Source organism: Rhodanobacter sp. UC4452_H20, from assembly GCF_052978205.1.
The window spans coordinates 2,435,551-2,455,689 of the sequence record NZ_CM129662.1 but is presented as its reverse complement, the minus strand read 5'-3'; the positions used below and the strand labels follow the sequence as shown (position 1 = coordinate 2,455,689).

The 20,139-nt window shown below is 69.3% G+C and carries 16 protein-coding genes; 12 read left to right on the top strand and 4 right to left on the bottom strand.

Annotated elements, in window-relative coordinates:
* Window positions 1-526 precede the first annotated feature (526 nt).
* Window positions 527-1,213, top strand: a complete 687-nt coding sequence (locus ACVCMC_RS11600; protein WP_395116067.1) for a response regulator transcription factor — start codon at window positions 527-529, stop codon at window positions 1,211-1,213.
* Window positions 1,197-2,480 carry a sensor histidine kinase gene (locus ACVCMC_RS11595; protein ID WP_395116069.1) on the top strand — a complete coding sequence of 428 codons (1,284 nt, stop codon included), beginning with the start codon at window positions 1,197-1,199 and terminating at the stop codon, window positions 2,478-2,480. The genes ACVCMC_RS11600 and ACVCMC_RS11595 overlap by 17 nt, the downstream gene beginning before the upstream one ends.
* Window positions 2,481-2,521: 41 nt before the next feature.
* On the opposite strand, the gene dinB is transcribed toward ACVCMC_RS11595, so the two are convergent.
* The 3 genes from dinB to ACVCMC_RS11580 all read right to left on the bottom strand — a co-directional run bounded on the left by dinB (window position 2,522) and on the right by ACVCMC_RS11580 (window position 5,925).
* Entirely contained in the window at window positions 2,522-3,607 is a 1,086-nt protein-coding gene (gene dinB / locus ACVCMC_RS11590; RefSeq protein WP_447097400.1) for a DNA polymerase IV, read from the bottom strand.
* Between the two features lie 64 nt (window positions 3,608-3,671).
* A complete protein-coding gene (locus ACVCMC_RS11585; protein ID WP_447097399.1) occupies window positions 3,672-4,985 on the bottom strand; it encodes a hypothetical protein in 1,314 nt (437 codons plus the stop codon).
* Window positions 4,986-5,010: 25 nt separating this feature from the next.
* A complete protein-coding gene (locus ACVCMC_RS11580) occupies window positions 5,011-5,925 on the bottom strand; it encodes an ATP-grasp domain-containing protein (protein ID WP_447097398.1) in 915 nt (304 codons plus the stop codon).
* Window positions 5,926-6,018: 93 nt separating this feature from the next.
* Between ACVCMC_RS11580 and ACVCMC_RS11575 the strand changes: the two genes are divergently transcribed.
* The 10 genes from ACVCMC_RS11575 (at window position 6,019) to ACVCMC_RS11530 (ending at window position 19,299) form a co-directional block, all read left to right on the top strand.
* Window positions 6,019-7,356, top strand: coding sequence for an APC family permease (locus tag ACVCMC_RS11575; protein ID WP_395116078.1), 1,338 nt, complete (start codon window positions 6,019-6,021; stop codon window positions 7,354-7,356).
* A gap of 33 nt (window positions 7,357-7,389) precedes the next feature.
* On the top strand, window positions 7,390-9,525 hold the full coding sequence (locus ACVCMC_RS11570) for a beta-galactosidase (RefSeq protein ID WP_447097397.1): 2,136 nt from the start codon (window positions 7,390-7,392) through the stop codon (window positions 9,523-9,525).
* A gap of 95 nt (window positions 9,526-9,620) precedes the next feature.
* On the top strand, window positions 9,621-10,247 hold the full coding sequence (locus tag ACVCMC_RS11565; protein WP_395116082.1) for an OmpH family outer membrane protein: 627 nt from the start codon (window positions 9,621-9,623) through the stop codon (window positions 10,245-10,247).
* A 67-nt stretch (window positions 10,248-10,314) separates the two neighbouring features.
* Window positions 10,315-11,241 (top strand): M14 family metallopeptidase, encoded by a 927-nt coding sequence (locus ACVCMC_RS11560; RefSeq protein ID WP_447097396.1) that lies wholly within the window; start codon window positions 10,315-10,317, stop codon window positions 11,239-11,241.
* A 327-nt stretch (window positions 11,242-11,568) separates the two neighbouring features.
* Window positions 11,569-12,336, top strand: a complete 768-nt coding sequence (locus ACVCMC_RS11555) for a TerC family protein (protein WP_447097395.1) — start codon at window positions 11,569-11,571, stop codon at window positions 12,334-12,336.
* A 367-nt stretch (window positions 12,337-12,703) separates the two neighbouring features.
* The gene (locus ACVCMC_RS11550; RefSeq protein ID WP_395116088.1) at window positions 12,704-12,904 is read left to right on the top strand and encodes a hypothetical protein; all 201 of its coding nucleotides are present in this window, start codon (window positions 12,704-12,706) and stop codon (window positions 12,902-12,904) included.
* Window positions 12,905-12,977: 73 nt separating this feature from the next.
* Window positions 12,978-14,609: a carboxylesterase/lipase family protein gene (locus ACVCMC_RS11545; RefSeq protein WP_447097394.1), complete on the top strand. Its 1,632-nt coding sequence runs from the start codon at window positions 12,978-12,980 to the stop codon at window positions 14,607-14,609.
* A 93-nt stretch (window positions 14,610-14,702) separates the two neighbouring features.
* A complete protein-coding gene (locus ACVCMC_RS11540) occupies window positions 14,703-16,892 on the top strand; it encodes a M3 family metallopeptidase (protein WP_447097393.1) in 2,190 nt (729 codons plus the stop codon).
* A 164-nt stretch (window positions 16,893-17,056) separates the two neighbouring features.
* Entirely contained in the window at window positions 17,057-18,823 is a 1,767-nt protein-coding gene (locus tag ACVCMC_RS11535) for a sensor domain-containing diguanylate cyclase (RefSeq protein WP_447097392.1), read from the top strand.
* On the top strand, window positions 18,820-19,299 hold the full coding sequence (locus tag ACVCMC_RS11530; protein WP_447097391.1) for a YbaN family protein: 480 nt from the start codon (window positions 18,820-18,822) through the stop codon (window positions 19,297-19,299). The genes ACVCMC_RS11535 and ACVCMC_RS11530 overlap by 4 nt, the downstream gene beginning before the upstream one ends.
* 48 nt (window positions 19,300-19,347) lie before the next feature.
* Here ACVCMC_RS11530 and ACVCMC_RS11525 read toward each other — a convergent pair whose 3' ends face one another.
* On the bottom strand, window positions 19,348-20,037 hold the full coding sequence (locus ACVCMC_RS11525; RefSeq protein ID WP_447097390.1) for a murein L,D-transpeptidase catalytic domain family protein: 690 nt from the start codon (window positions 20,035-20,037) through the stop codon (window positions 19,348-19,350).
* Window positions 20,038-20,139 lie beyond the last annotated feature (102 nt).

Genomic DNA, 20,139 nt, shown 5'->3' with positions numbered 1-20,139 from the left:
CGGCATCTAACCTGCATCTCGCTATAAGATCCGCGTTGTCTGTCGGCGGGTGAGCCCGTGATGGATGGCAGGTGATGGTAGCGGGGCAGTTGTTTGGGTCCAGGTGGGCGACGGCGAGTCGTGCATCTGGGCCTTTTTCTTGGAGACCCCGGGAAGAAGGCCACTTCCCGTGGCTTTCTTCTGTCGCAAGCCCGGTACGAGCCCGGACTTGCTCACGCGAACCAGGCACCGGTGTGCCCGATCCGCGTGCGGCCATCGGGCCACTGCTCCGGCATTGCCTCAACTCGGGCATCGGGCAATTGCTCCATGCATTGCCTCAACTCGGGCATCGGGCAATTGCTCCATGCATTGCCTAAACTCGGGTATCCATGCCCTCGCCATGCCCTCGCCATGCCCTCGCCATGCTCTGGCCGTGTCCTCGCCATGGCCGGGAGATTGAAAGTCGCCATCTTTCAGCGCCGCGTTCACGCAAGCTTGTTAAGCTGGCAATCCCACCGGCCCGGCGCCGGTTGTGCAGGAGTGGCACATGCGCGTATTGGTGATAGAAGACAACAGCGACATCGCCACCAACATCGGCGATTACCTGGAGGACCGCGGCAACGTGGTCGATTTCGCCGGCGACGGCGTGACCGGGCTGCACCTGGCGGTGGTGCACGATTTCGACGTGATCGTGCTGGATCTGACCCTGCCCGGCATGGATGGCCTGGAGGTGGCGCGCAAGCTGCGCCACGAGGCACACAAGCAGACCCCGATCCTGATGCTCACCGCGCGCGATGCGCTGGAACAGAAGCTCACCGGCTTCGAGTCCGGCGCCGACGATTACATGACCAAGCCGTTCGCGCTGCAGGAGCTGGCTGCGCGGCTGGAGGTGCTGGCGCGCCGCGGCAAGGGCCCGCAGAGCCGCGTGCTGAAGGTGGCCGACCTTACCTTCAACCTCGACACGCTCACCGTGAATCGCGAGGGCAAGTCGATCCAGTTGAACCCGATCGGCCTGAAGCTGTTGCAGGCGCTGATGGAAGCGAGCCCGTCGGTGGTCACCCGGCAGGACCTGGAACAGCGCGTGTGGGGCGAGGAGTTGCCCGATTCCGACTCCCTGCGCGTGCACATCCACGGCCTGCGCGCGGCGATCGACAAGCCGTTCGGCAAGCCGCTTATCCACACGCGGCACGGCATTGGCTACCGCATGGTCGAGCCGGATGCAGTCCAGGCGTAAGCTTCGTTACCGCTTGATCGTCTCCTTCGCGCTGTTCGGCTTCGGCCTCAGCGCGTTGTTTGCCGTGGCCTCGCTGTACGTGCGCGCCAAGGTGGAGGATCAACTGGTGGTGTCGGCGCTGCAGCACGACGTGGACCAGGCGGTCGACAAGGTGATCGCGCACCCCGACCAGCAGGCCAGCTCCGAACTGATCGACGCCTGGTTGTGGAGTGACCGCACCATCTACAAGGCACCGCTGGATTGGCAGGGGCTTTCCACCGGTGTCTACGACATGAACGACGTGGACGAACAGGGTCGCCCCCGGCACTACAAGCTGGCGGTGCGGCGCAAGGACGGCATCATAGGTTTCGTGCGCTACGACGTGAGTCGCGAGGAACTGGGCAAGCGTCAACTCATCACCGCGCTGGTGCTCGTGGTGTTCCTGTTCAGCGTGCTCTCGCTGGCGATCGGCGTGTGGCTGTCGCGCAAGGTGCTCAAGCCGGTCAGCGAACTGGCCAACCGCCTGCGCGATTTCCGCAGGGCCGGCAAGGCCGAGCCGCTGGCGCCGCATTTCGCCGACGACGAGGTGGGCGAGCTGGCGCATGCGCTGGACGAGTATTCGGCGCGGCTCACCGCGATGGTCGAGCGCGACCGCGAGTTCAACTCCGACGTCAGCCATGAACTGCGCACGCCACTGGCGGTGATCGCCAGCACCACCGAGCTGCTGCAGGGTTCGCCCGACCTCACGCCCAAGCTGGCCGAACGGCTCAAGCGGATCGAGCGCGCCTCGCGCCAGGCCACCGAGCTGATCGAGGCGCTGCTGCTGCTGTCGCGCGCCGAGCGGCGCGGCCCCACCCGCGGCGAGACCACCGACGTCGGCAAGGTCGCCGCCGACGTGATCGAGAGCCAGCGCCCGCAGATGCGCGGCAAGCCGCTGACGATCGAGCTGGACGTGCGCGGCGCGGTCAGCGTCAACGCGCCGGCCTCGGTGCTGGCGGTGGCGCTGACCAACCTGATCGGCAACGCGATCAAGTACACGCTGGAGGGCAGCGTGCAGGTGGTGGTCGGCGATGGCGGCGTCGAGGTGATCGACACCGGCCCGGGGATCAAGCCGGAGGAAGCCGAGCGCTTGTTCCAGCGCGGCGTGCGCGGCGAGGGCGCCGGCGGCAGCGGCGCCGGCCTGGGCCTGGCGATCGTGCGCCGCCTGTGCGAACTGTATGGCTGGGATGTCGCGATGCGCCCGCGCACCGACGCCAACGGCGCGATCGCCAGCATCGCGTTCTCCTAGGCGCAACCCCCGCGATCCCGTTAGCCGCTCCCGCGTGCGGGTCAGGACGTGGCGGTGTCGAACAGGTCCGTCTGTGCCTGGTAGCTGTCGCGGTCGACGAAACCGGCGAGCCCCACGCCGACCAGCCGATAGCGCGTGGTCGTCGGGCGTTCCACGCGCTCGCGCAACGTGCAGGCGATCTCGCCCAGCTCGCGTGCCGAACGTGGCCGCTGCGGCGGTGTGAGGCTGCGGGTCAGGGTGTGGAAGTCGGCCGTTTTCAGTTTCAGCACGACGGTGCGGGCGACCCGTTCGCGTTCGCGCTGATAGCCGCTCCACGCCTTGTCGGCCAGGCGGCGAATGTGCGGCTCCAGCTCGTCCAGCGGCAAGTCGTGCTCGAAGGTGTCCTCGGCGGAGATCTGCAGCGTGGGTCGCTCCGGCTGCACGGGATGCTCGTCGATGCCGTGGGCCAACTCGTGCAGGCGCCGGCCCCAACGCCCGAAACGCAACTCGAGCGTGGCGACGGCGAGCGCGCGCAACTCCCCCACGGTGGCGATGCCCAGCGCGGCGAGCTTGCCCTCCATCACCTTGCCCACGCCGGGCAGGCGACCCACCGGCAGCGGCGTGAGGAAGTCCAGCACCTGGCGCGGGCGGATCACGCACAGGCCGTCGGGCTTGTTCCAGTCCGAGGCGATCTTGGCCAGGAACTTGTTCGGCGCCACGCCGGCGGAGGCGGTCAGTGCGGTCTCTGCACGGATCGCCGTGCGGATCGCCTCGGCGGTGGCGGTGGCCGAGGGCAGCGCGGTTTTCGTGGTGGTGACGTCGAGGTAGGCCTCGTCCAGCGACAGCGGCTCGATCAGGTCGGTGTGGCGGGCGAAGATCTCGCGGATCTGTCGCGACACCGCCTTGTAGCGCACAAAGTCCGGCGGCACGAACACCAGCTGCGGACACAGGCGTTCGGCGCTGATCGCCGGCATCGCCGAGCGCACACCGAACACGCGCGCCTCGTAGCTGGCCGCGCACACCACCGAGCGCGCGCCGCGCCAGGCCACCGCCACCGGCTTGCCGCGCAACGCGGGATCATCGCGCTGCTCCACCGAGGCGTAGAACGCATCCATGTCGATGTGCAGGATTTTCCGGGGCGCTGGCATCAGGCAGTCGCCGGCACGGCGTGACGAGTGGATCCTGGCATTGTACGCAGCAACGGCGTGGCGTTCAGCGCCAGAATGGGATCACGTACTCGCTGGCCTGGTCGCGTCGGCGCTTGCTGCCCGGCTTGGCGGGTGCGCGCATTACGCGCAGTTCGTGGCGGCCCGGCGCGAGTGCGCGCAAGTCGATCATCGCCACCAGCGCCGGTCGCCGGGCGCGCGCGTCGCTGCCCGATTCGTAGCGCAGGCCCGGGATGGGCTTGCCGTCGAGCGTCGCCGCGTGCAGTTTGCCCAGGCAAACCAAGGTGCCCTCCGCGCGTGCTTGCGCGTCGGCCAGCGCCAGCATGGGTGCGCAGGTGCGCTGAAGGGCGTCGTCGTCGCGGTCGGGTTGGTAGGGCACCACCAGCCGCAGGTATGGGTCGGTGATCACGTCGCTCTGGATGAACGGCACCAGCTTGCTGTGCACCACGTCGCGCTGGTCGTCGTAGTACGACGAGCTCATTGTGTGGCTGCCGTCGGTGAAGTACGGGAACCTTGCGTAGTTGCCCAGCCAGCCGGGCGAGTTGAGCGTGATCAGACCCAAGCTGGCGCCGCCGCTAGCAAGGACGAAGACGAGCGCCACCAGCAGTGCCGCACGTACCTCGCCCGTCCGGCTGGATACCAGCACGCTCACGTAGGAGCCGCCCACGCCGGTGCGGGCATAGACCCGGTACATCCGAGTGAGTGCACGGCGCTGCCAGCTGGTCTCGGCTAGCGCTGCACCGAACCGGCGATCGAGCAGATGCGCCGCCAGGAACGGCAGCAGAAACACGGCGAGCATGCTGATCAGCACCAAGACGAGATCGAGACGGATACCCGTTGTCCAACGCAGCGCCGTGATCGCGCCGCACACCGCGCCAGCGACGAGACTGAACACCAGCATCAAGGTGCCCAGCGTCACGCCCAGAGCGAACACCATGGTGGCGCGGTTGTCGCTGCGCTCGATCGCGTCGCTGGTCGAGCCCAGCCGCTGTTGTTCCAGGGTGCGGCGGATCGGGCCGATGCGCAGGCGATCCCAGTGTACCCCGTCGGGGAATACCGAATGCATGCCCACCAGCGCGATCCAGTGTGCCCGCAGGGTCAGGTGCAGCATGAAGGTGATCGCCAGGATCAGGGAGGCGGATTTCAGATACACATACAGGACGGCCAGCATCCCGGCCGAATCGCTGTCGAAACGTGGAATCAGCGCAAAGAAGCGCTCGTCCAGCCAGCCCGGCAGCTGCAGCATGGCGAATACCGCCACGCCGGAGATCAGCAGTTCGACCTCCCAGGTCGGCGTGGTGTGGCGAGGCAGCGCACCGGCTTCCTGCACGGACTCGGTGGACGGATCGTTGACGGTCATGCAGCAAGGTTTCCGGTGGTTGGCTTCAATGGCTGGGCGAAGATAGCGCGGCACGCCGAAGCGCAGGATGGTTGGCCAGCAGGTGCGCGAAGCGCTCGGCCGCCTGCGGTTGCCCGGCGAGGAACAGCGACGGTTCGATCAGCTCCAGTTCCATCAGCACGAAACGCCCGCCGCTGACCACGCCATCCACCCGCGCATACGCCGGCACGTCGTGGCCCGCGACAGCGAGCGCGGCCAGGGCGCGCCCGGCCGCGGCGCGCGTCGCGGCATCGGGCACCGCCGGTTCGCTGCGGCCGCCGTGTTCGTCCTGCACGCGGTAGTCGCCCGCGGCGGGGCGCTTGATGACGGCGTGGCTGTACTCGCCGCCGAAATACAGCAGCGACCACTCGCCGGCGCCGGCGATTTCGGAAAGGTACGGCTGCACCAGGTAATCCAGCGCCGTCGGCAACTGCGCCACGGACGCGGCGAACGCATCGTCGCCGACCTCGCCACGCAGGGTCTGCCACGCGCCGCCGCTGATCGTCGGCTTGACCACCACCGACGCGCCGGGCATCGACGCCAGCACGCGCGCCAGTTCGCTGCCGTGCGCCAGCCGGGTCGGGATGGTCGCCACGCCCAGGCGCGCGAGTTCGAACAGGTAGCGCTTGTCGCTGTTCCAGCGCAGCAGGCGGCTGTCGTTCAACATGGCGACGCCGAGCCGGTCGAGGCGATCCAGCCATTGCCCGAACGCCGCGGGGTGCTTGTGGTAGTCCCAGATCGTGCGGATCAGCACGAGGTCGAATGCCGACCAGTCGACCTGCGCGTCGTTCCACACGCACACCGTCGGCGGTACGCCGAGTTGCGCCAGCGTGGCGGCGAGGTGCGCGTCGTCCGGGTCGATCCAGGGGCGCGCGGTACAGGTGGCGAGGGCGAGTCGGGCGGGGTGATCGGGCAACGGCATCGGCGCAATCTAGCAGCGCTGGCCGGCGTTGCGCGCGGTCCCGTGCCAGACGGGACTGGTGAAAGCGTCCCCGACAATGGCAAGGTAGCCGGCGTGCTGACCGAACCCGCCAATGCCTACGCCCGCCGCCTGAACACCTGGGACGCCGCGATGATCGTCATCGGCGGCGTCATCGGTGCGGGCATTTTCCTCACCCCGTCGACGGTGGCGCGGCATACGTCATCGGGCGTCGAACTGCTGATCCTGTGGGCGATCGGCGGCGGACTGACCCTGGCCGGCGTGCTGTGCTACGCCGAACTGGGCGCGCGGCGGCCGCAGGCGGGCGGCATCTACGTCTACCTGCGCGAGGCGTTCGGCCTGATGCCGGCGTTCCTGTTCGGCTGGACGATGGCGCTGATCAACTATCCCGGCAGCGTGGCGGCAGTGGCGACGATGTTCGCCGAATACCTGTGCAGCGCGCTGGGGCTTGGCGGGCAGGGTTACGTGAAGCCGGTGGCGGTGGGCGCGATCGTGTTCATCGTGGGCATCAACCTGTTCGGCATTCGCGCCGGCGCCTGGCTGCAGAACGTGTTCACCGTGCTCAAGCTGCTGGCGATCGCGCTGCTGGTGATCACCGGCCTGGTGCTGGCGCACGAACACCTGGGCGTGGCGCTGATCGGCCAGCCGGCCACGCCAGCCTCGCCGTGGGCGTTCGCCGGTGCGCTGCTGCCGGTGCTGTTTTCCTATGGCGGATTCCACTACCTCAACGACTTGGCCGGGGAGGTGCGCAATCCGCAGCGCACCCTGCCGCGCGCGTTGGGCATGGGCATGACCGGCGTGGTGATCTGCTACCTGCTGGCCAACTGCGCCTATCTCTCCGGCCTGGGGCATGCCGGCCTCGCCGCCAGCGACGCGCCGGCGGCGGACCTGCTGCGCCGCCTGTTCGGCGAGCGCGGCGCCACCGTGATCGCGGTCGGCATCGCCTGCTCCACCTTCGGTTATTGCGCGATCGCGGTTGCCGGTGGTGCGCGCGTGCTGCAGACGATGGGTGCCGACGGGGTGTTCTTCCGCGCCGCGGGGCGGGTCGACCCGCGCACCCGTGCACCGCAGGTGGCGCTGGCCGTGCTCGGGGCGTGGGCGGTGGTGCTGGCGCTGTCCGGCACCTTCGGCCAGCTGCTCAACTACACCACGGTCGGCGAGTGGCTGGGCCACGTGTTCGGCATCGGCACGCTGTTCTGGTACCGCAAGCATTTCATCGACGAGCCGGCGCCGTACCGGGTGCCGTTCTACCCGTTGCTGCCGCTGATCTTCGTCGTCACCGTGTTCGGCGTGATCGTCGCCAGCGCGATCCACGCGCCGCGCGATGCCGGCATGAGCCTGGTCATCATCGCGCTGGGCGTGCCGGTGTACTACGGCTGGCAGCGCTGGGTGCGCCGGCATCCGCTGGCGTAGGCTGGCGGCGGGTTGCTGCCGGCGGGGACGCCGATGAACGTGCGTGTGTGGATGGCTTGCTTCGGCCTGGCCCTGCTGGGCGCCGGCCATGCCGCGGGCATGGATGCGGCGCGCCGCGAGGTCGTCGGCACCCTCCAGCTGGAGCAGGTGCGACGGGTAGGCGGTGTCGAGCACGCCGCCGACGGCGTGCCCCAGCGCCGCTACACCTTCGCACCGGCGGCGCAGCCGTCGATCGTGCTCGTGCCGCGCAGCGGGACGTGGGACTGGTCGGACCAGGGCGAGCTGCACCTGCGCGTGCAGAACGCGATGCCGTGGGCGGTCACGCTCGATGTGGAGATCGACAGCGCCGGCCGGCGCCTGCAGGCGCGCGTGGGCTTGCCGCCGGGACCGGCGCAGACGCTGGTGGTGCCGCTGCGCGCCAGCTCGCCGCGCGCGCAGGGCATGCAGGTCGGCCCGCCGATGCCGTTCGATGATGGTGGTCACAAGGTGTTGCTGGCGATCACCGTGCGTGGCGCGCTGGACCGGCGCCGCGTGCAAGCCATCCGCCTCGGCATCCCCTCGCCGCAAGCGGAACAGACACTGCTGCTCGGCGGCATCGGCACGCGGCCGGGTGAGCCGACCGTGCACGCGGCCTACGCCGGCATCGTCGATCGTTACGGGCAATCCACCCGCGCGCAGTGGCCGGAGAAGATCGGCTCCGATGCCGCCTTGCGCGCGGCGGTGCACGCGGATGCGGGCAGCGCGGCCCCGGCCGCCGATGCCTACGGTGGACAGCCAGGCCAGGCGCTGGATCGCACGGGCTGGTTCCACGTGCAAAAGCGGGGCGGTCGCTGGTGGCTGGTGACGCCCGACGGCCACGCGTTCTTCTCGCTGGGCGTCAATGCGGTCAACGCCGGCGGCGGGCGCAGCTACGTGGAGAGTCGCGAGTTCATGTTCGACGACCTGCCGCCCGATCGCGGCGAATGGGCGGCCTTTTACGGACGCGGCGACAGCCGGCGCCCGGGCGAAGGCGCCAGCCAGGGCATCGCGTACAACCACGGCCGCTGGTTCGATCTCTACGCAGCCAATCTCCACCGGATCGACGGCAGCGACTGGCCGGCCGCCTGGCGCAAGCGCACGCTGGATCGGCTGCAGGCCTGGGGCTTCAACACCCTCGGCAACTGGAGCGATGCCGCGCTGGGTGCCGCGCATCGCCTGCCGTATACGCGTTCGATCAACATCGCCGGCGACTATGCCGACGTCGCCAGCGGCTACGACTACTGGGGCCGCATGCCCGATCCGTTCGACCCGCGCTTTGCCGCCGCCACCGAGGCGGCGGTAGCGAAGGCCAGCGCGGGTGTGACCGACGATCCGTGGCTGCTCGGCTACTTCGCCGACAACGAGCTGGCGTGGGCCGGCGAAGGGCCGCAAGGGCGTTGGGGATTGGCGCGGGGCACGCTCGCCGGCGACGCGCGAAGCCCGGCCAAGCAGGCTTTCGTCGCGATGCTGCGCCAGCAGTACGCCACGCCGCAGGCGCTGGGTGAAGCCTGGGGCATCGAGCTGCGTTCATGGGATGCGCTGCAGGCCACCGGCTATGCGGCGCCGGCGCCGAACGAGGCGCATCCGGCACTCGCCCGCGACTATGGCCACTGGCTGCGCCGCTACGCCGACGCCTATTTCCGCATCGTGGCCGCGGCGCTCCGCCGCCACGATCCGCATCACCTGTTTCTGGGCGGACGCTTCGCGGTGTACACGCCCGAGGCCGTCGCCGCCTGCGCGCGGTATTGCGACGTGGTCAGCTTCAACGCCTATGCCGACCTGCCGCAGCATCACGTCGACATGGCGTTGATGCGGACGCTGGATCGGCCGGTGCTGCTCGGCGAATTCCATTTCGGATCGAACGACCGCGGCCCGTTCGGTGCGGGCGTGGTGCCGGTGGCCGACGAGGCCGCACGCGGCGCGGCCTACGCGCGCTATCTCGCCGCCGCCACGACGAACCCGCTGGTGGTCGGCGCGCACTGGTTCGAGTACGCCGATCAGCCGCTCGCCGGTCGTCTGCTCGACGGCGAGAACAGCCACATCGGCCTGGTCGGCATCACCGACATTCCGTTCGGCGGCTTCGTGCGGGCGGTGCGTGCAGCCAACCGGAGCGTGGCGCCGCCGCCGCGGGGCGCCCCGAACGGGCGCTGAATCGCGACGCGCGCGCGATCGGCTATGCTGGGGAACCACGCAGCCGGCATGTGGTCGGCTGAACTCGTGACCTCAATTCATCCGGAACCGCCACCATGAACCTGCCTCGTCTCACGCTCGCTGCCGCGCTCGCCCTCGCCACCGGTTTGTCCGTCGTTCCCGTCCAGGGGGCGCACGCCCAGAGCGCGCAAGCCGCCGACGAGCTCGGCGGCAACGCGGTGGCCGGCGTGTGCATGCTCTCGCGCGAGGCCGTGTTCGCGCAGTCCAAGGTCGGCAAGGCCGCCAGCGAGCGGCTGGGCCAGTTGGCCGAGCAGGCGAACAGCCAGTTGTCGAACCAGCGCAAGCCGCTGGATGCGGACATCCAGGCCTTCCAGCAAAAGGCCGCTTCGCTCACCGAGGACCAGCGCAAGCAGCAGGGCGCGGCGCTGCAGCAGCGCATGCAGACCTTCCAGTCGCAGGCCGGCGAGCAGAACGAGCGCATCCAGCTCACCCGCGCCAAGGTGATGCAGCGGATCGGCCAGGAAGCGCAGCCGGTGGTTGCCGCCAGCTACAAGAAGCACCAGTGCGGCCTGTTGCTCAACCGCGACGCGGTGCTCGGCGGCAACACCAGCAACGACCTGACCAGCGACGTCGTGCAGGGTCTGGACGCCAAGCTCACCACGATCAGCTTCAACCTCGAACCGCTGCCGGCCAAGGGTGCCGCGAACGGCGGCGCGAAGTAAGCGTCCCCAGGTCATCGGGACCGGCGGCGCGGCCGTCGGCTTCCCGTCGCCCACGCACGGAACCACGATGAACCAGTCCAGCTTCTATCCCGTAGGCACGGCGCTCCAGCCCTGGGGCGAGGCCGAACGCGAGACATGGCGCTCGCGCCAGCGCGTGCAGCGCAGCTACGCGGATGACGTGTTGCGCCGGATCGACGCGCTGCGCGCGCACTGGGCGGTGGCACCGTACGGTGAGCTGGCCTATCCCGACGCACGCCATCCGCTGTACGCCCTGCGCAGTGCATCCTGGCGCGACGAGCTGCCGGTGATGCTGGTCACCGGCGGCGTCCACGGCTACGAAACCAGTGGCGTGCACGGTGCGCTGCAATTCGCCGAGCAGCATGCGGCAGACCTCGCCGGCCGGGCCAACCTGCTGGTGGTGCCGTGCGTGAGCCCGTGGGGCTACGAACGCATCCAGCGCTGGAATGCTGCTGCGCTCGATCCCAACCGCTCGTTCCATGCGCACAGCCCGGCACAGGAATCGGCCGCGCTGATGGCGCTGGTGGCGCCGCTGCGCGAGCGCGTGCTGATGCACATCGATCTGCACGAAACCACCGACAGCGACGAGGCCGAGTTCCGCCCGGCCCTGGCGGCCCGCGACGGCAAGCCGTTCGAACCCGGCACGATTCCCGATGGCTTCTACCTGTGCGCCGACAGCGCGCAGCCGCAGCCCGCGTTCCAGCAGGCGATCATTGCCGCGGTGGCCAAGGTCACCCATATCGCGCCGGCCGACCCCGACGGCACCATCATCGGCTCGCCGGTGGTGGCGCATGGCGTGATCGAATACGACTACGGCCGGCTCGGCCTGTGCGCCGGCATCACCGCCGCGCCGTTCAAGACCACCACCGAGGTCTACCCCGACAGCCCGCGCGCCACGCCCGCGCAGTGCAACGACGCCCAGGTGGCGGCGGTGGTGGCAGCGATCGACTTTGCGCTGGCGCATCCGGCCGGCTGACGCCGGCCGCCCGGCGTGGTCACGCGCCGGGGCTGTGCTAGCATCGACCGCTGAAGGGGAGTAGCTCCCGATCGCTGTCGCCGTCATGACGGGCCTTGCGCCCCGGTGCAGCAGCAAATGGCACAGCCATTTGCGAGCAAGACCTTCGCCGTCCCACGGCGAAGGTGCGTCCTGCAAAGATGCCTTTCCGCCGTGGCCCCAGAGCCTCACCGGAGCATCAACCCGCCCTTTGGCGTCCAGAACCCATCGTGAAGCGTGCTTGCGCGCCTTCGCCGTTTCCGCGGGCCAGGATGCTTTCCGGCCGGCGCCCTTCGATAGAGACCACCCATGGAACAACTGGCCAACCCCGAAATCTGGATCGCCCTCGCCACGCTGACCGCGCTCGAGCTGGTGCTGGGCATCGACAACATCATTTTCATCTCGATCCTGGCCGGCAAGCTGCCGCCGGAACGACGCGACAAGGCGCGGCGCCTGGGCATCATGCTGGCGGCCGTGTCGCGGCTGGGCCTGTTGCTGGCGATTGCCTGGATCGTCGGACTCACCGCGCCGCTGTTCGAGCTGTTCGGCCACGCTTTCTCGTGGCGCGACCTGATCCTGATCGGCGGCGGCCTGTTCCTGATCGGCAAGGCGACCCACGAGATCCACCAGAAGCTGGAGGGCGCCACCGAGCACGTCAGCACCGGCGGCGCGGCCGCGGCGACGGCCACCTTCGGCGGCGTGATCGTGCAGATCATGCTGCTGGACATCGTGTTCTCGCTGGACTCGATCATCACCGCCGTGGGCATGGTCGATCAGCGCTGGGTGATGGTCACCGCGATCCTGGCCTCGATCGTGTTCATGCTGATGTTCGCCAGGCCGCTGGGCGAGTTCGTCGAGCGCCACCCCACGGTCAAGGTGCTGGCGTTGAGCTTCCTGATCATGATCGGCCTGGTGCTGATGGCGGACGGCTTCGGCCAGCACATCCCGAAGGGCTACGTGTACGCGGCGATGGCGTTCTCGGTGTTCGTGGAGCTGATCAACCTGGCGATCCGCCGGCGCACGCAGCGCCCGGTGGCGCCGGTGGCGCTGCACGAAAAGTACGCACCGGGCGAGTAGCGGCACAGGCACGAAAAAAAACCCGCAGAGGGGAGTCTGCGGGTTGGGGGTCCATCTGTGTCGGGTGCGGAGGAGGAGGGGGAGCCTCGCCGCACGGTGGGAAGCGTGTCTCACGACATGGGGATAATGTACTAAGCGGTATGTTAATGGAGTGTGACTGGCCGGTGCGCCCGTGTGCAACCTCGCGGACGCAGCGGGCTGAACCGTTGTCCGGCCGCACGGGCGACGCTGTCCGCGGACAGCCGCCCGCAGCGGCAATCGACATCAAACATAAAGTAAATCAAAAGCTTGCAACAAATTTTCGGGTTGGCACGCCGATTGCTCCATGGACAGCACAGGGACTTTCTGTTCAATCGGAGAACGCGTCATGAAATTCGAATCCATCTTTCTGACCATGCTGTTCGTTGCCTGCTCCAGCGTCTGCGTGCTGGTGATGGGGGCAATGCTGGCCGCCAGCCCGTCGTCGTCGCAGCAGGCCAGCGCGCGCCGTGCCGCACCCGCGGTCGCCGTGCAGGCCGATTGCGCCAAGCCGGTTGCGATGGATGTGTGCGGCGCGGACGAGGTCTGAGGCGCTGCGCCCAGGGATGACATCGACCAGGCCGGCGCCTAGGCTGCAAGGCAGGTATTCACGGGCCGCCACGATGTTCGATCCGACTGCATCACCCGCGCCGCGGAAGGCGCGCCTGCTCGCCAGCATCCTCGCCGGGGTGATCGGCCTCGCTGCCTTCGCGGCTCACGCCGCCGCCCCGCTGCCTCCGCCTCGCGTGTCACTGGCCGATGGCAGGATCGAAGGCAAGCTTGCGAAGGCGAACGGCATGGCGCTGGAAGAGTTCCAGGGTATTCCGTACGCGGCGCCGCCGATCGGTCCGCTGCGCTGGAAACCGCCGCAACCCGCTCCGGCCTGGAGCGGCGTGCGCCAGGCGACGCGCTTCGGCCCGCGCTGCATGCAGCTGCCGCTGTTCGGCGACATGCGGTTCCGCTCCGCCGGCATGGGCGAGGACTGTCTCTACCTCAACGTGTGGAAGCCTGCAGGCGCGACCGCCAGGCTGCCGGTGCTGGTGTATTTCTTCGGCGGCGGGTTCGTTGCCGGCGACGGCTCGGAGCCGCGCTACGACGGCGCCAACCTGGCCAGCCGCGGCATCGTCACGGTGACGGTGAACTATCGCCTGGGCGTATTCGGCTTCTTCGCCACGCCGGCCCTCGCCGCCGAATCGCCGCAGCACGCGGCGGGCAACTACGGCTTGCTCGACCAGGTCGCCGCGCTGCGCTGGGTGCGCGACAACATCGCCGCTTTCGGCGGCGACCCGGCGCAGGTGACGATCGCCGGCGAGTCGGCCGGTTCGATCGCGGTGAGCGCGCTGATGACCTCGCCGCTGTCGCGCGGGCTGTTTGCCCGCGCGATCGGCGAAAGCGGCGCCCTGATCGCGCCGATCGCGCCGGTGCCGCTGGCGACGATGGAGCGCCGCGGCGAGGCGTTCGCGCAGCGTCTCGGCGCCGACTCGCTGACCGCGCTGCGTGCGTTGCCGGCCGATCGCCTGCTGCAGGCCACGCGCGAGCAGCACGGCGACGCCGACGCGAATCTCGACGGCTGGTTCCTGCGCGAGCCGCCAGCGGCCACCATGGCCCGCGGCGGGCAGGCACCGGTGCCGCTGCTGCTGGGGAGCAATTCGCAGGAGAGCCATTACACCGCGATCCTGAAAGATCAGCCGCCGACCCCTGCCAATTACCGCGCAGCGCTGAAGCGGCTGTTCGGCACGCAGGCGGCGCACGCACTGGCGCTGTACCCCGGCGACGACGCGACGCAGGTGAAATCCTCCGCCACCGCGCTGGCCGGCGACATGTTCATCGCGCACACCACCTGGCGCTGGATGGACCTGCAGCTCCGCCACGGCGGCGCGCCGGTGTATTTCTATTATTTCGACCAGCCGCGCCCGGCCAAGCTGGCGCCGGCGCCGGGTGAAACGCCCGATCCCGGCGCCGTGCACAGCGGCGAGATCGAGTACGCGCTGGGCAACCTGGCGGGCAATCCGGTCTACGCGTGGACGGCTGCCGACCGCGCCGCGTCCGCCACGATGGAAGGCTACTTTGCACAGTTCATCAAGACCGGCGATCCCAACGGCGCGGACCTGCCGCCCTGGCCCGCGGTGCGCGAATCCGCTGGCGGACTGCTGCGCCAGGTGATTGCGGCGCATTGCCGTACCGAGGTCGACCACGGGGCGGCGCGGCAAGCGTTCCTGCAGGCTTTCTTCGCCACGCATGCGGACCCGTTGTAGCGGATCTCGCGGTGTTCACCCATGGCTTTAGTCATGGGTGCGTGGCACAGGCTTTGGGTAGGATCGGGGTTCCCCCACGTCGAGCAGACCTTGATGAAGCCCACCCTTTCCCTGGCGATGACGATCGCGTTGACCAGCTCCATGGCGGCCTATGCCGACACCGCGGCGGACAAGCAGCACGCCGGCGCACACGCCTCCCACGCGGCGGCTGCCGACGTCCGCGCCAATCCGTTCTTCGCCGAAAGCACGCTGCCGCTGCACTACCCCGCGTTCGACAGGATCAAGGACAGCGACTACGCGCCCGCGTTCGACCGCGGCATGGCCGAGCAGCTGCGTGAAGTGGCGGCGATCAGCGCCAACCCCGCTGCGCCGACCTTCGACAACACCATCATCGCGCTGGAGAAATCCGGCGACGTGCTGCAGCGCACCTCGACCGTGTTCTTCAGCCTGTCCGGGGTCGAGAACAACGATGCGCTGAAGAAGCTGCAGGCCGAGTACGCGCCGAAGCTGGCCGCGCACCGCGACGCGATCACGCTGGACCCGGCGCTCTTCGCGCGCATCCAGAAGCTGTACGACGCGCGCGCCAGCCTGGGCCTGGACGCGCAGGGCGTGCGGCTGATCGAGCGCTACCACACCGATTTCGTGCGGGCCGGCGCCAGGCTGTCCGACGCCGACAAGGCGCACCTGAAGCAGATCAACGGCGAGCTGGCCAGGCTCGGCACCAAGTTCACCCAGAACGTGCTGGCCGAGGTCAACGACTCGGCGCTGGTGGTGGACAGCCGCGCCGAACTGGCCGGCCTCACCGACGCCCAGATCGACGCCGCGGCCGCCGCCGCCAAGGCGAAGGGGCTCGATGGCAAGTACGTGATCGCCCTGCTCAACACCACCGGCCAGCCGCCGCTGGCGCAGTTGGAGAACCGCGCGCTGCGCGAGCGCCTGTACAAGGCCTCGATTACCCGCGGCAGCCGCGGCAACGCGTACGACAACACCGCGATCGTGTCGCAGGTGATGAAGCTGCGTGCGGAGAAGGCGGGCATGCTCGGCTACCCGACCTGGGCTGCCTACGTGCTGGCCGATCAGACCGCGAAAACGCCGGAAGCGGTCAACGCCATGCTCGGCAAGCTGGCGCCGGCGGCAGTCGCCAACGCCAGGCGCGAAGGCGTCGCGTTGCAGGCGATGATCGACAAGGAACAGGCGGCGAAGGGCCAGCCCACGTTCGCGCTGCAGCCGTGGGATTGGGCCTACTACACGGAGAAGGTCCGCGCCGACAAATACAATTTCGACGAGAGCCAGCTCAAGCCCTACTTCGAGATGAAGAACGTGCTGGAGAACGGCGTGTTCTACGCCGCCGGCCAGCTCTACGGACTCAAGTTCAAGCAGCGCACCGACCTGCCGGTCTACAACCCCGACGTGCTGGTGTACGACGTCTACAATGAAGACGGCAGCCAGCTGGCGATCTTCCTGGCCGACATGTACGCGCGCCCGTCCAAGCGCGGCGGTGCCTGGATGAACTCCTACGTGGACCAGTCCGGGCTCACCGGCAACCTGCCGGTGGTAGCCAACCACCTCAACATCACCAAGCCGACCAGCGGCCCGACCCTGCTGACCTGGGACGAGGTGACCACGGCGTTCCACGAGTTCGGCCACGCATTGCACGGCATGTTCTCCAACGTGAAGTACCCGCGCTTCAGCGGTACCAGCGTGCCGCGCGACTTCGTCGAGTTCCCCTCGCAGGTGAACGAGATGTGGGCCGACTGGCCCAGCGTGCTGGCCAACTACGCCAGGCACTACCAGACCGGCGCGCCGATGCCCAAGGCGCTGCTGGACAAGGTGCTGGCCACCTCGAAGTTCAACCAGGGCTTTGCCACCACCGAGTATCTGGGCGCGGCGATGCTCGACCAGAGCTGGCACCAGCTCGGCGCGGACAAGATCCCCGACGCCGGCGGCGTGATGGCTTTCGAGGCGGCCGCGCTGAAGGCCAACGGCACCGATTACGCGCCGGTGCCGCCGCGCTACCGCACGCCGTACTTCAGCCACATCATGGGCGGCTACGCGGCCGGCTACTACGCCTACATCTGGTCCGAGGTGCTGGATGCGAACACGGTCGAGTGGATCAAGAGCCACGGCGGCCTGACCCGGGCCAACGGCGACCGCTTCCGCGCGACCCTGCTGTCGCAGGGCGGCAGCAAGGATGCACTGCAGCTGTTCCGCGATTTCGCCGGCCACGAGCCGCGGATCGAACCGCTGCTGGAGCGTCGCGGACTGGACGGCAGCGCCGAGTGACCCGCGTCGCCTGAGGGCGGCATGACGAAGCCGCCCGGAGCGATCCGGGCGGCTTTTTCGTGGCGGCAGCGGCCGAAACTGCGGTCGCGTGCGTGGCCGATTCAGATGCGGACTGCTACGGTGGCCACACGATGTGCCGACCCGCGAGCCGATTGCCGCCCCGTATGTCCGCTGCCTCCCACCACGCTGACGAAACGCTGCGCCTGGCGACGCTGCGCGCCATGGGTGCGCTGGATACTCGCGCCGAGCCGCTGTTCGATGCACTCGTGCGCAGCGCCGCGGCGGCGAGCGGGCGGGCGCTTGCGCTGATCGTGCTGGTCGATGCCGACGGCCGCGGGCTCGCCGTGCATGGGCCGGCGGCGGATATCGACGAGCCGAGCGTGCTGCGGGTGCTGGCCAAGGCGAGTTCCGGCGTGCTGGCGATTCCCGACGCACGGCTCGATCCGCGCTGCGCCGACGATCCTCTGGTTGCCGGCGCGGCGGGCATCCGTTGCTTCGTCGCCGTGCCGATCAGACGGGGCGAGAGCGCGAAGGCGGGCGCGTTGTGCGTGCTCGATCGCGTGCCGGGTACACTCGACGAGCGGCAACACGAGACGCTGCGGCAACTGGCCCGCGCGGTGGCACAGGTGCTGGAAACGCGGCCGGTCGCGCACCGGAACAAGCCCGCGCCGGTCGGCACGGCACCGTCGCTGCGGCAGCCGCCGGAGTCGGCCCGCGAGACGGAACCGAAGCGGCGCACCCACGCAGCGCTGCTCGAACGCACCGGATGCCTGCTCGGTGCCGGCGGCTGGGAGCTGGACCTGGCCACCAAGGCGATCACCTGGTCGGACCAGACCTGCCGCCTGCACGACGTGCCGCCGGGTTTCCACCCGAGCCTGGAAGAAGCGGTGAGCTTCTACGATGCGGGGGCGCGGCCGGTGATCGACGCGGCCGTGCGCAAGAGCATCGACACCGGCGAGGGATGGGATCTGCAACTGCCACTGACCACCGCCACTGGCCGGAGGATCTGGGTGCGCGCGGTCGGCATCGTGGAACGCGCCGAGGATGGCACCCCGCTGCGGCTGGCCGGCGCTTTCCAGGACATCACCCTGCAGCGGCGCGCGATCGCGGCGTTGGAGGCCAGCGACCGCCGCTACCGCAAGCTGTTCCAGTACAGCCCCGGCCTGATCTGCACGCACGACCACGAGGGCGTGCTGCTGTCGGTGAACCCGGCGGCGGCCAAGTCGCTGGGCTATTCGGTGGGCGAGATGATCGGCCGCCCGCTGACCGATTTCATGCGCGCCGAACAGCGCCCGCGGTTCGCCGAATATCTGCTGCGCATCATGCGCAAGGACAGCGACACGGGCATGCTGCAGGTGATCGCCAAGGATGGCAGCGAACACGTGTGGCAATACCACAACGTGCTCGACGACGATGTCGAGGGCGACGATCCCTACGTGCTGGGCCATGCGCTGGACGTCACCGAGCGCTTCCGCCAGGAGAGCCAGTTGCGCGAGTGGTCGATCCACGACGCACTGACCGGCTGCTTCAATCGCCGCTATCTGGCCGAGCTGACGGCCGGGCCGGCCGCGGGTTGGGGCTGCATCGTGTTCGACCTGGACCATTTCAAGCAGGTCAACGACACCCATGGCCACGCGCGCGGCGATGAGGTGCTGGTGGCCATGGCGACGTTCCTGCGCAACCATGTGCGGCCGCAGGATGCAGTGATCCGCCTCGGCGGCGACGAGTTCCTGGTGTTGCTGCGCGGAGCCGGCGAGGAGCTGACGCAAGGCGTGGTCGACCGGCTCGATGCCGATCGCGCCGCTGCGCCGATCGGCTTCACCATGGGCGCGACCACGGTGGTGCCGGACGCCTCGCTGGAAGCCGCGCTGGGCGAAGCCGACCGGCGTCTGTACAAGGCCCGCGAAGGCCGGCCGAAGCGCGCAACGTGAAGTCGTCCGATCGCGGGCAGCCGGCGGAACAGGGCGGTGGACACGACCCGCACCCCGCACATCCCCGCCACACCGGTCTGGTGCGCTGGCTGCTGTTCATCGCCGGCGGCGTGGCGTTGTTGCTGGGGCTGATCGGCCTGATGCTGCCGGTGATGCCGACCGTGCCGTTCCTGCTGCTGACGGCCGCGTGCTGGTCGCGCGCCTCGCCGCGCTGGCATCGCTGGCTGCTCTCGCTGCCCCGGTTGGGCCCGGCGATCGCGCGGTGGGAGCGCGAGCGCAGCATTTCGCGGCGCGCGCGCTGGATGGCGCTGGGCCTGGTCACGCTGTCGATGGCCGGCACGATCTGGTGGTTCCGCGGGCACGCCTGGTTGCCGTGGCTGCTGGCCGCGCTGGTGGTGCTGCTGTGGCTGCTGATCCTGCGCCTGCCGGTGACGTCGGACGAGGGCGGCGCGAGCCTGCAGCAGACTCGCGAGTGAGAGGTTGCCCGCCGCGCGCTCCGCGGGGAGGGCAACCGTGCGGATGGATCAAGGCGCGCTGAGCGCGGGCGTCATCGCCAGTCCGCCGCTGCACTTGAGGTAGGGCGAGGCGCCCAGCCACCTGGCATCGGGATAATAGGAGAACACGTACTGGCCGCCCTTGAGCGCGTCGATCAGCGGTCGCGCGATCGCGCTGCGCACGGCCGGGCAACCGTAGCTGCGGCCGATGCGGCCTTGCTCGCGGGCCAGTGCCGGGTTGACGTAGGCCGCACCGTGGATCACCAGCGCGCGCGCCAGTGCGCGGTCGTTGGTACCCGGCTCCAGCCCTTGCAGGCGCAGCGAGTAGCCGTTGCGGCCGGCATAGGTGTCCAGCGTGCGGAACAGGCCCAGGCTGGATTGCCGGCTTTCCGGCGCATTGGAGAACCTGCTCGCCAGGTTCTCGCCGGTGTTGCGCCCGTGCGCCACCAGTTCCTGATACAGCAGCTTGCGCCGGGCCAGGTCGAACACCCACAGCCGCGGCTCGGTGGATGGCCGGGAATAGTCGATCACCGCCAGTCGCGCGGGCGGCGGCTGGCCTTGCGCCGCGGCGCAGTCGGTGGCCGCCAGCGCCAGCGCGATCACCTGCGGATTCGCCTGCGGCGCGAGTTTGCTGAGCGTGTCGCGCAGTGTCGGCGCGGTCGCGTGCGCCGTACCACAGAGCGGCAGCAGCAGGATGGCAAGGAGGCGCAGTCGACTCATCGGGACGGCTTGGGCTTGGGGCGCGAACAGGCGTCGATGCTAGCAGTCGATCGTTAAGAACCTGTCCCGTGCGACCGGTCGCCGCGCCCGCCTGCGCCGGCC

Coding starts and splice junctions, on each gene's coding strand:
- ACVCMC_RS11555 (WP_447097395.1), top strand. CDS start 11,569: ATGGAACAACTGGCCAACCCCGAAATCTGGATCGCCCTCGCCACGCTG.
- ACVCMC_RS11535 (WP_447097392.1), top strand. CDS start 17,057: ATGTCCGCTGCCTCCCACCACGCTGACGAAACGCTGCGCCTGGCGACG.
- ACVCMC_RS11540 (WP_447097393.1), top strand. CDS start 14,703: ATGAAGCCCACCCTTTCCCTGGCGATGACGATCGCGTTGACCAGCTCC.
- ACVCMC_RS11570 (WP_447097397.1), top strand. CDS start 7,390: ATGAACGTGCGTGTGTGGATGGCTTGCTTCGGCCTGGCCCTGCTGGGC.
- ACVCMC_RS11565 (WP_395116082.1), top strand. CDS start 9,621: ATGAACCTGCCTCGTCTCACGCTCGCTGCCGCGCTCGCCCTCGCCACC.
- ACVCMC_RS11525 (WP_447097390.1), bottom strand. CDS start 20,037: ATGAGTCGACTGCGCCTCCTTGCCATCCTGCTGCTGCCGCTCTGTGGT.
- ACVCMC_RS11580 (WP_447097398.1), bottom strand. CDS start 5,925: ATGCCGTTGCCCGATCACCCCGCCCGACTCGCCCTCGCCACCTGTACC.
- ACVCMC_RS11545 (WP_447097394.1), top strand. CDS start 12,978: ATGTTCGATCCGACTGCATCACCCGCGCCGCGGAAGGCGCGCCTGCTC.
- dinB (WP_447097400.1), bottom strand. CDS start 3,607: ATGCCAGCGCCCCGGAAAATCCTGCACATCGACATGGATGCGTTCTAC.
- ACVCMC_RS11595 (WP_395116069.1), top strand. CDS start 1,197: ATGCAGTCCAGGCGTAAGCTTCGTTACCGCTTGATCGTCTCCTTCGCG.
- ACVCMC_RS11550 (WP_395116088.1), top strand. CDS start 12,704: ATGAAATTCGAATCCATCTTTCTGACCATGCTGTTCGTTGCCTGCTCC.
- ACVCMC_RS11560 (WP_447097396.1), top strand. CDS start 10,315: ATGAACCAGTCCAGCTTCTATCCCGTAGGCACGGCGCTCCAGCCCTGG.
- ACVCMC_RS11585 (WP_447097399.1), bottom strand. CDS start 4,985: ATGACCGTCAACGATCCGTCCACCGAGTCCGTGCAGGAAGCCGGTGCG.
- ACVCMC_RS11600 (WP_395116067.1), top strand. CDS start 527: ATGCGCGTATTGGTGATAGAAGACAACAGCGACATCGCCACCAACATC.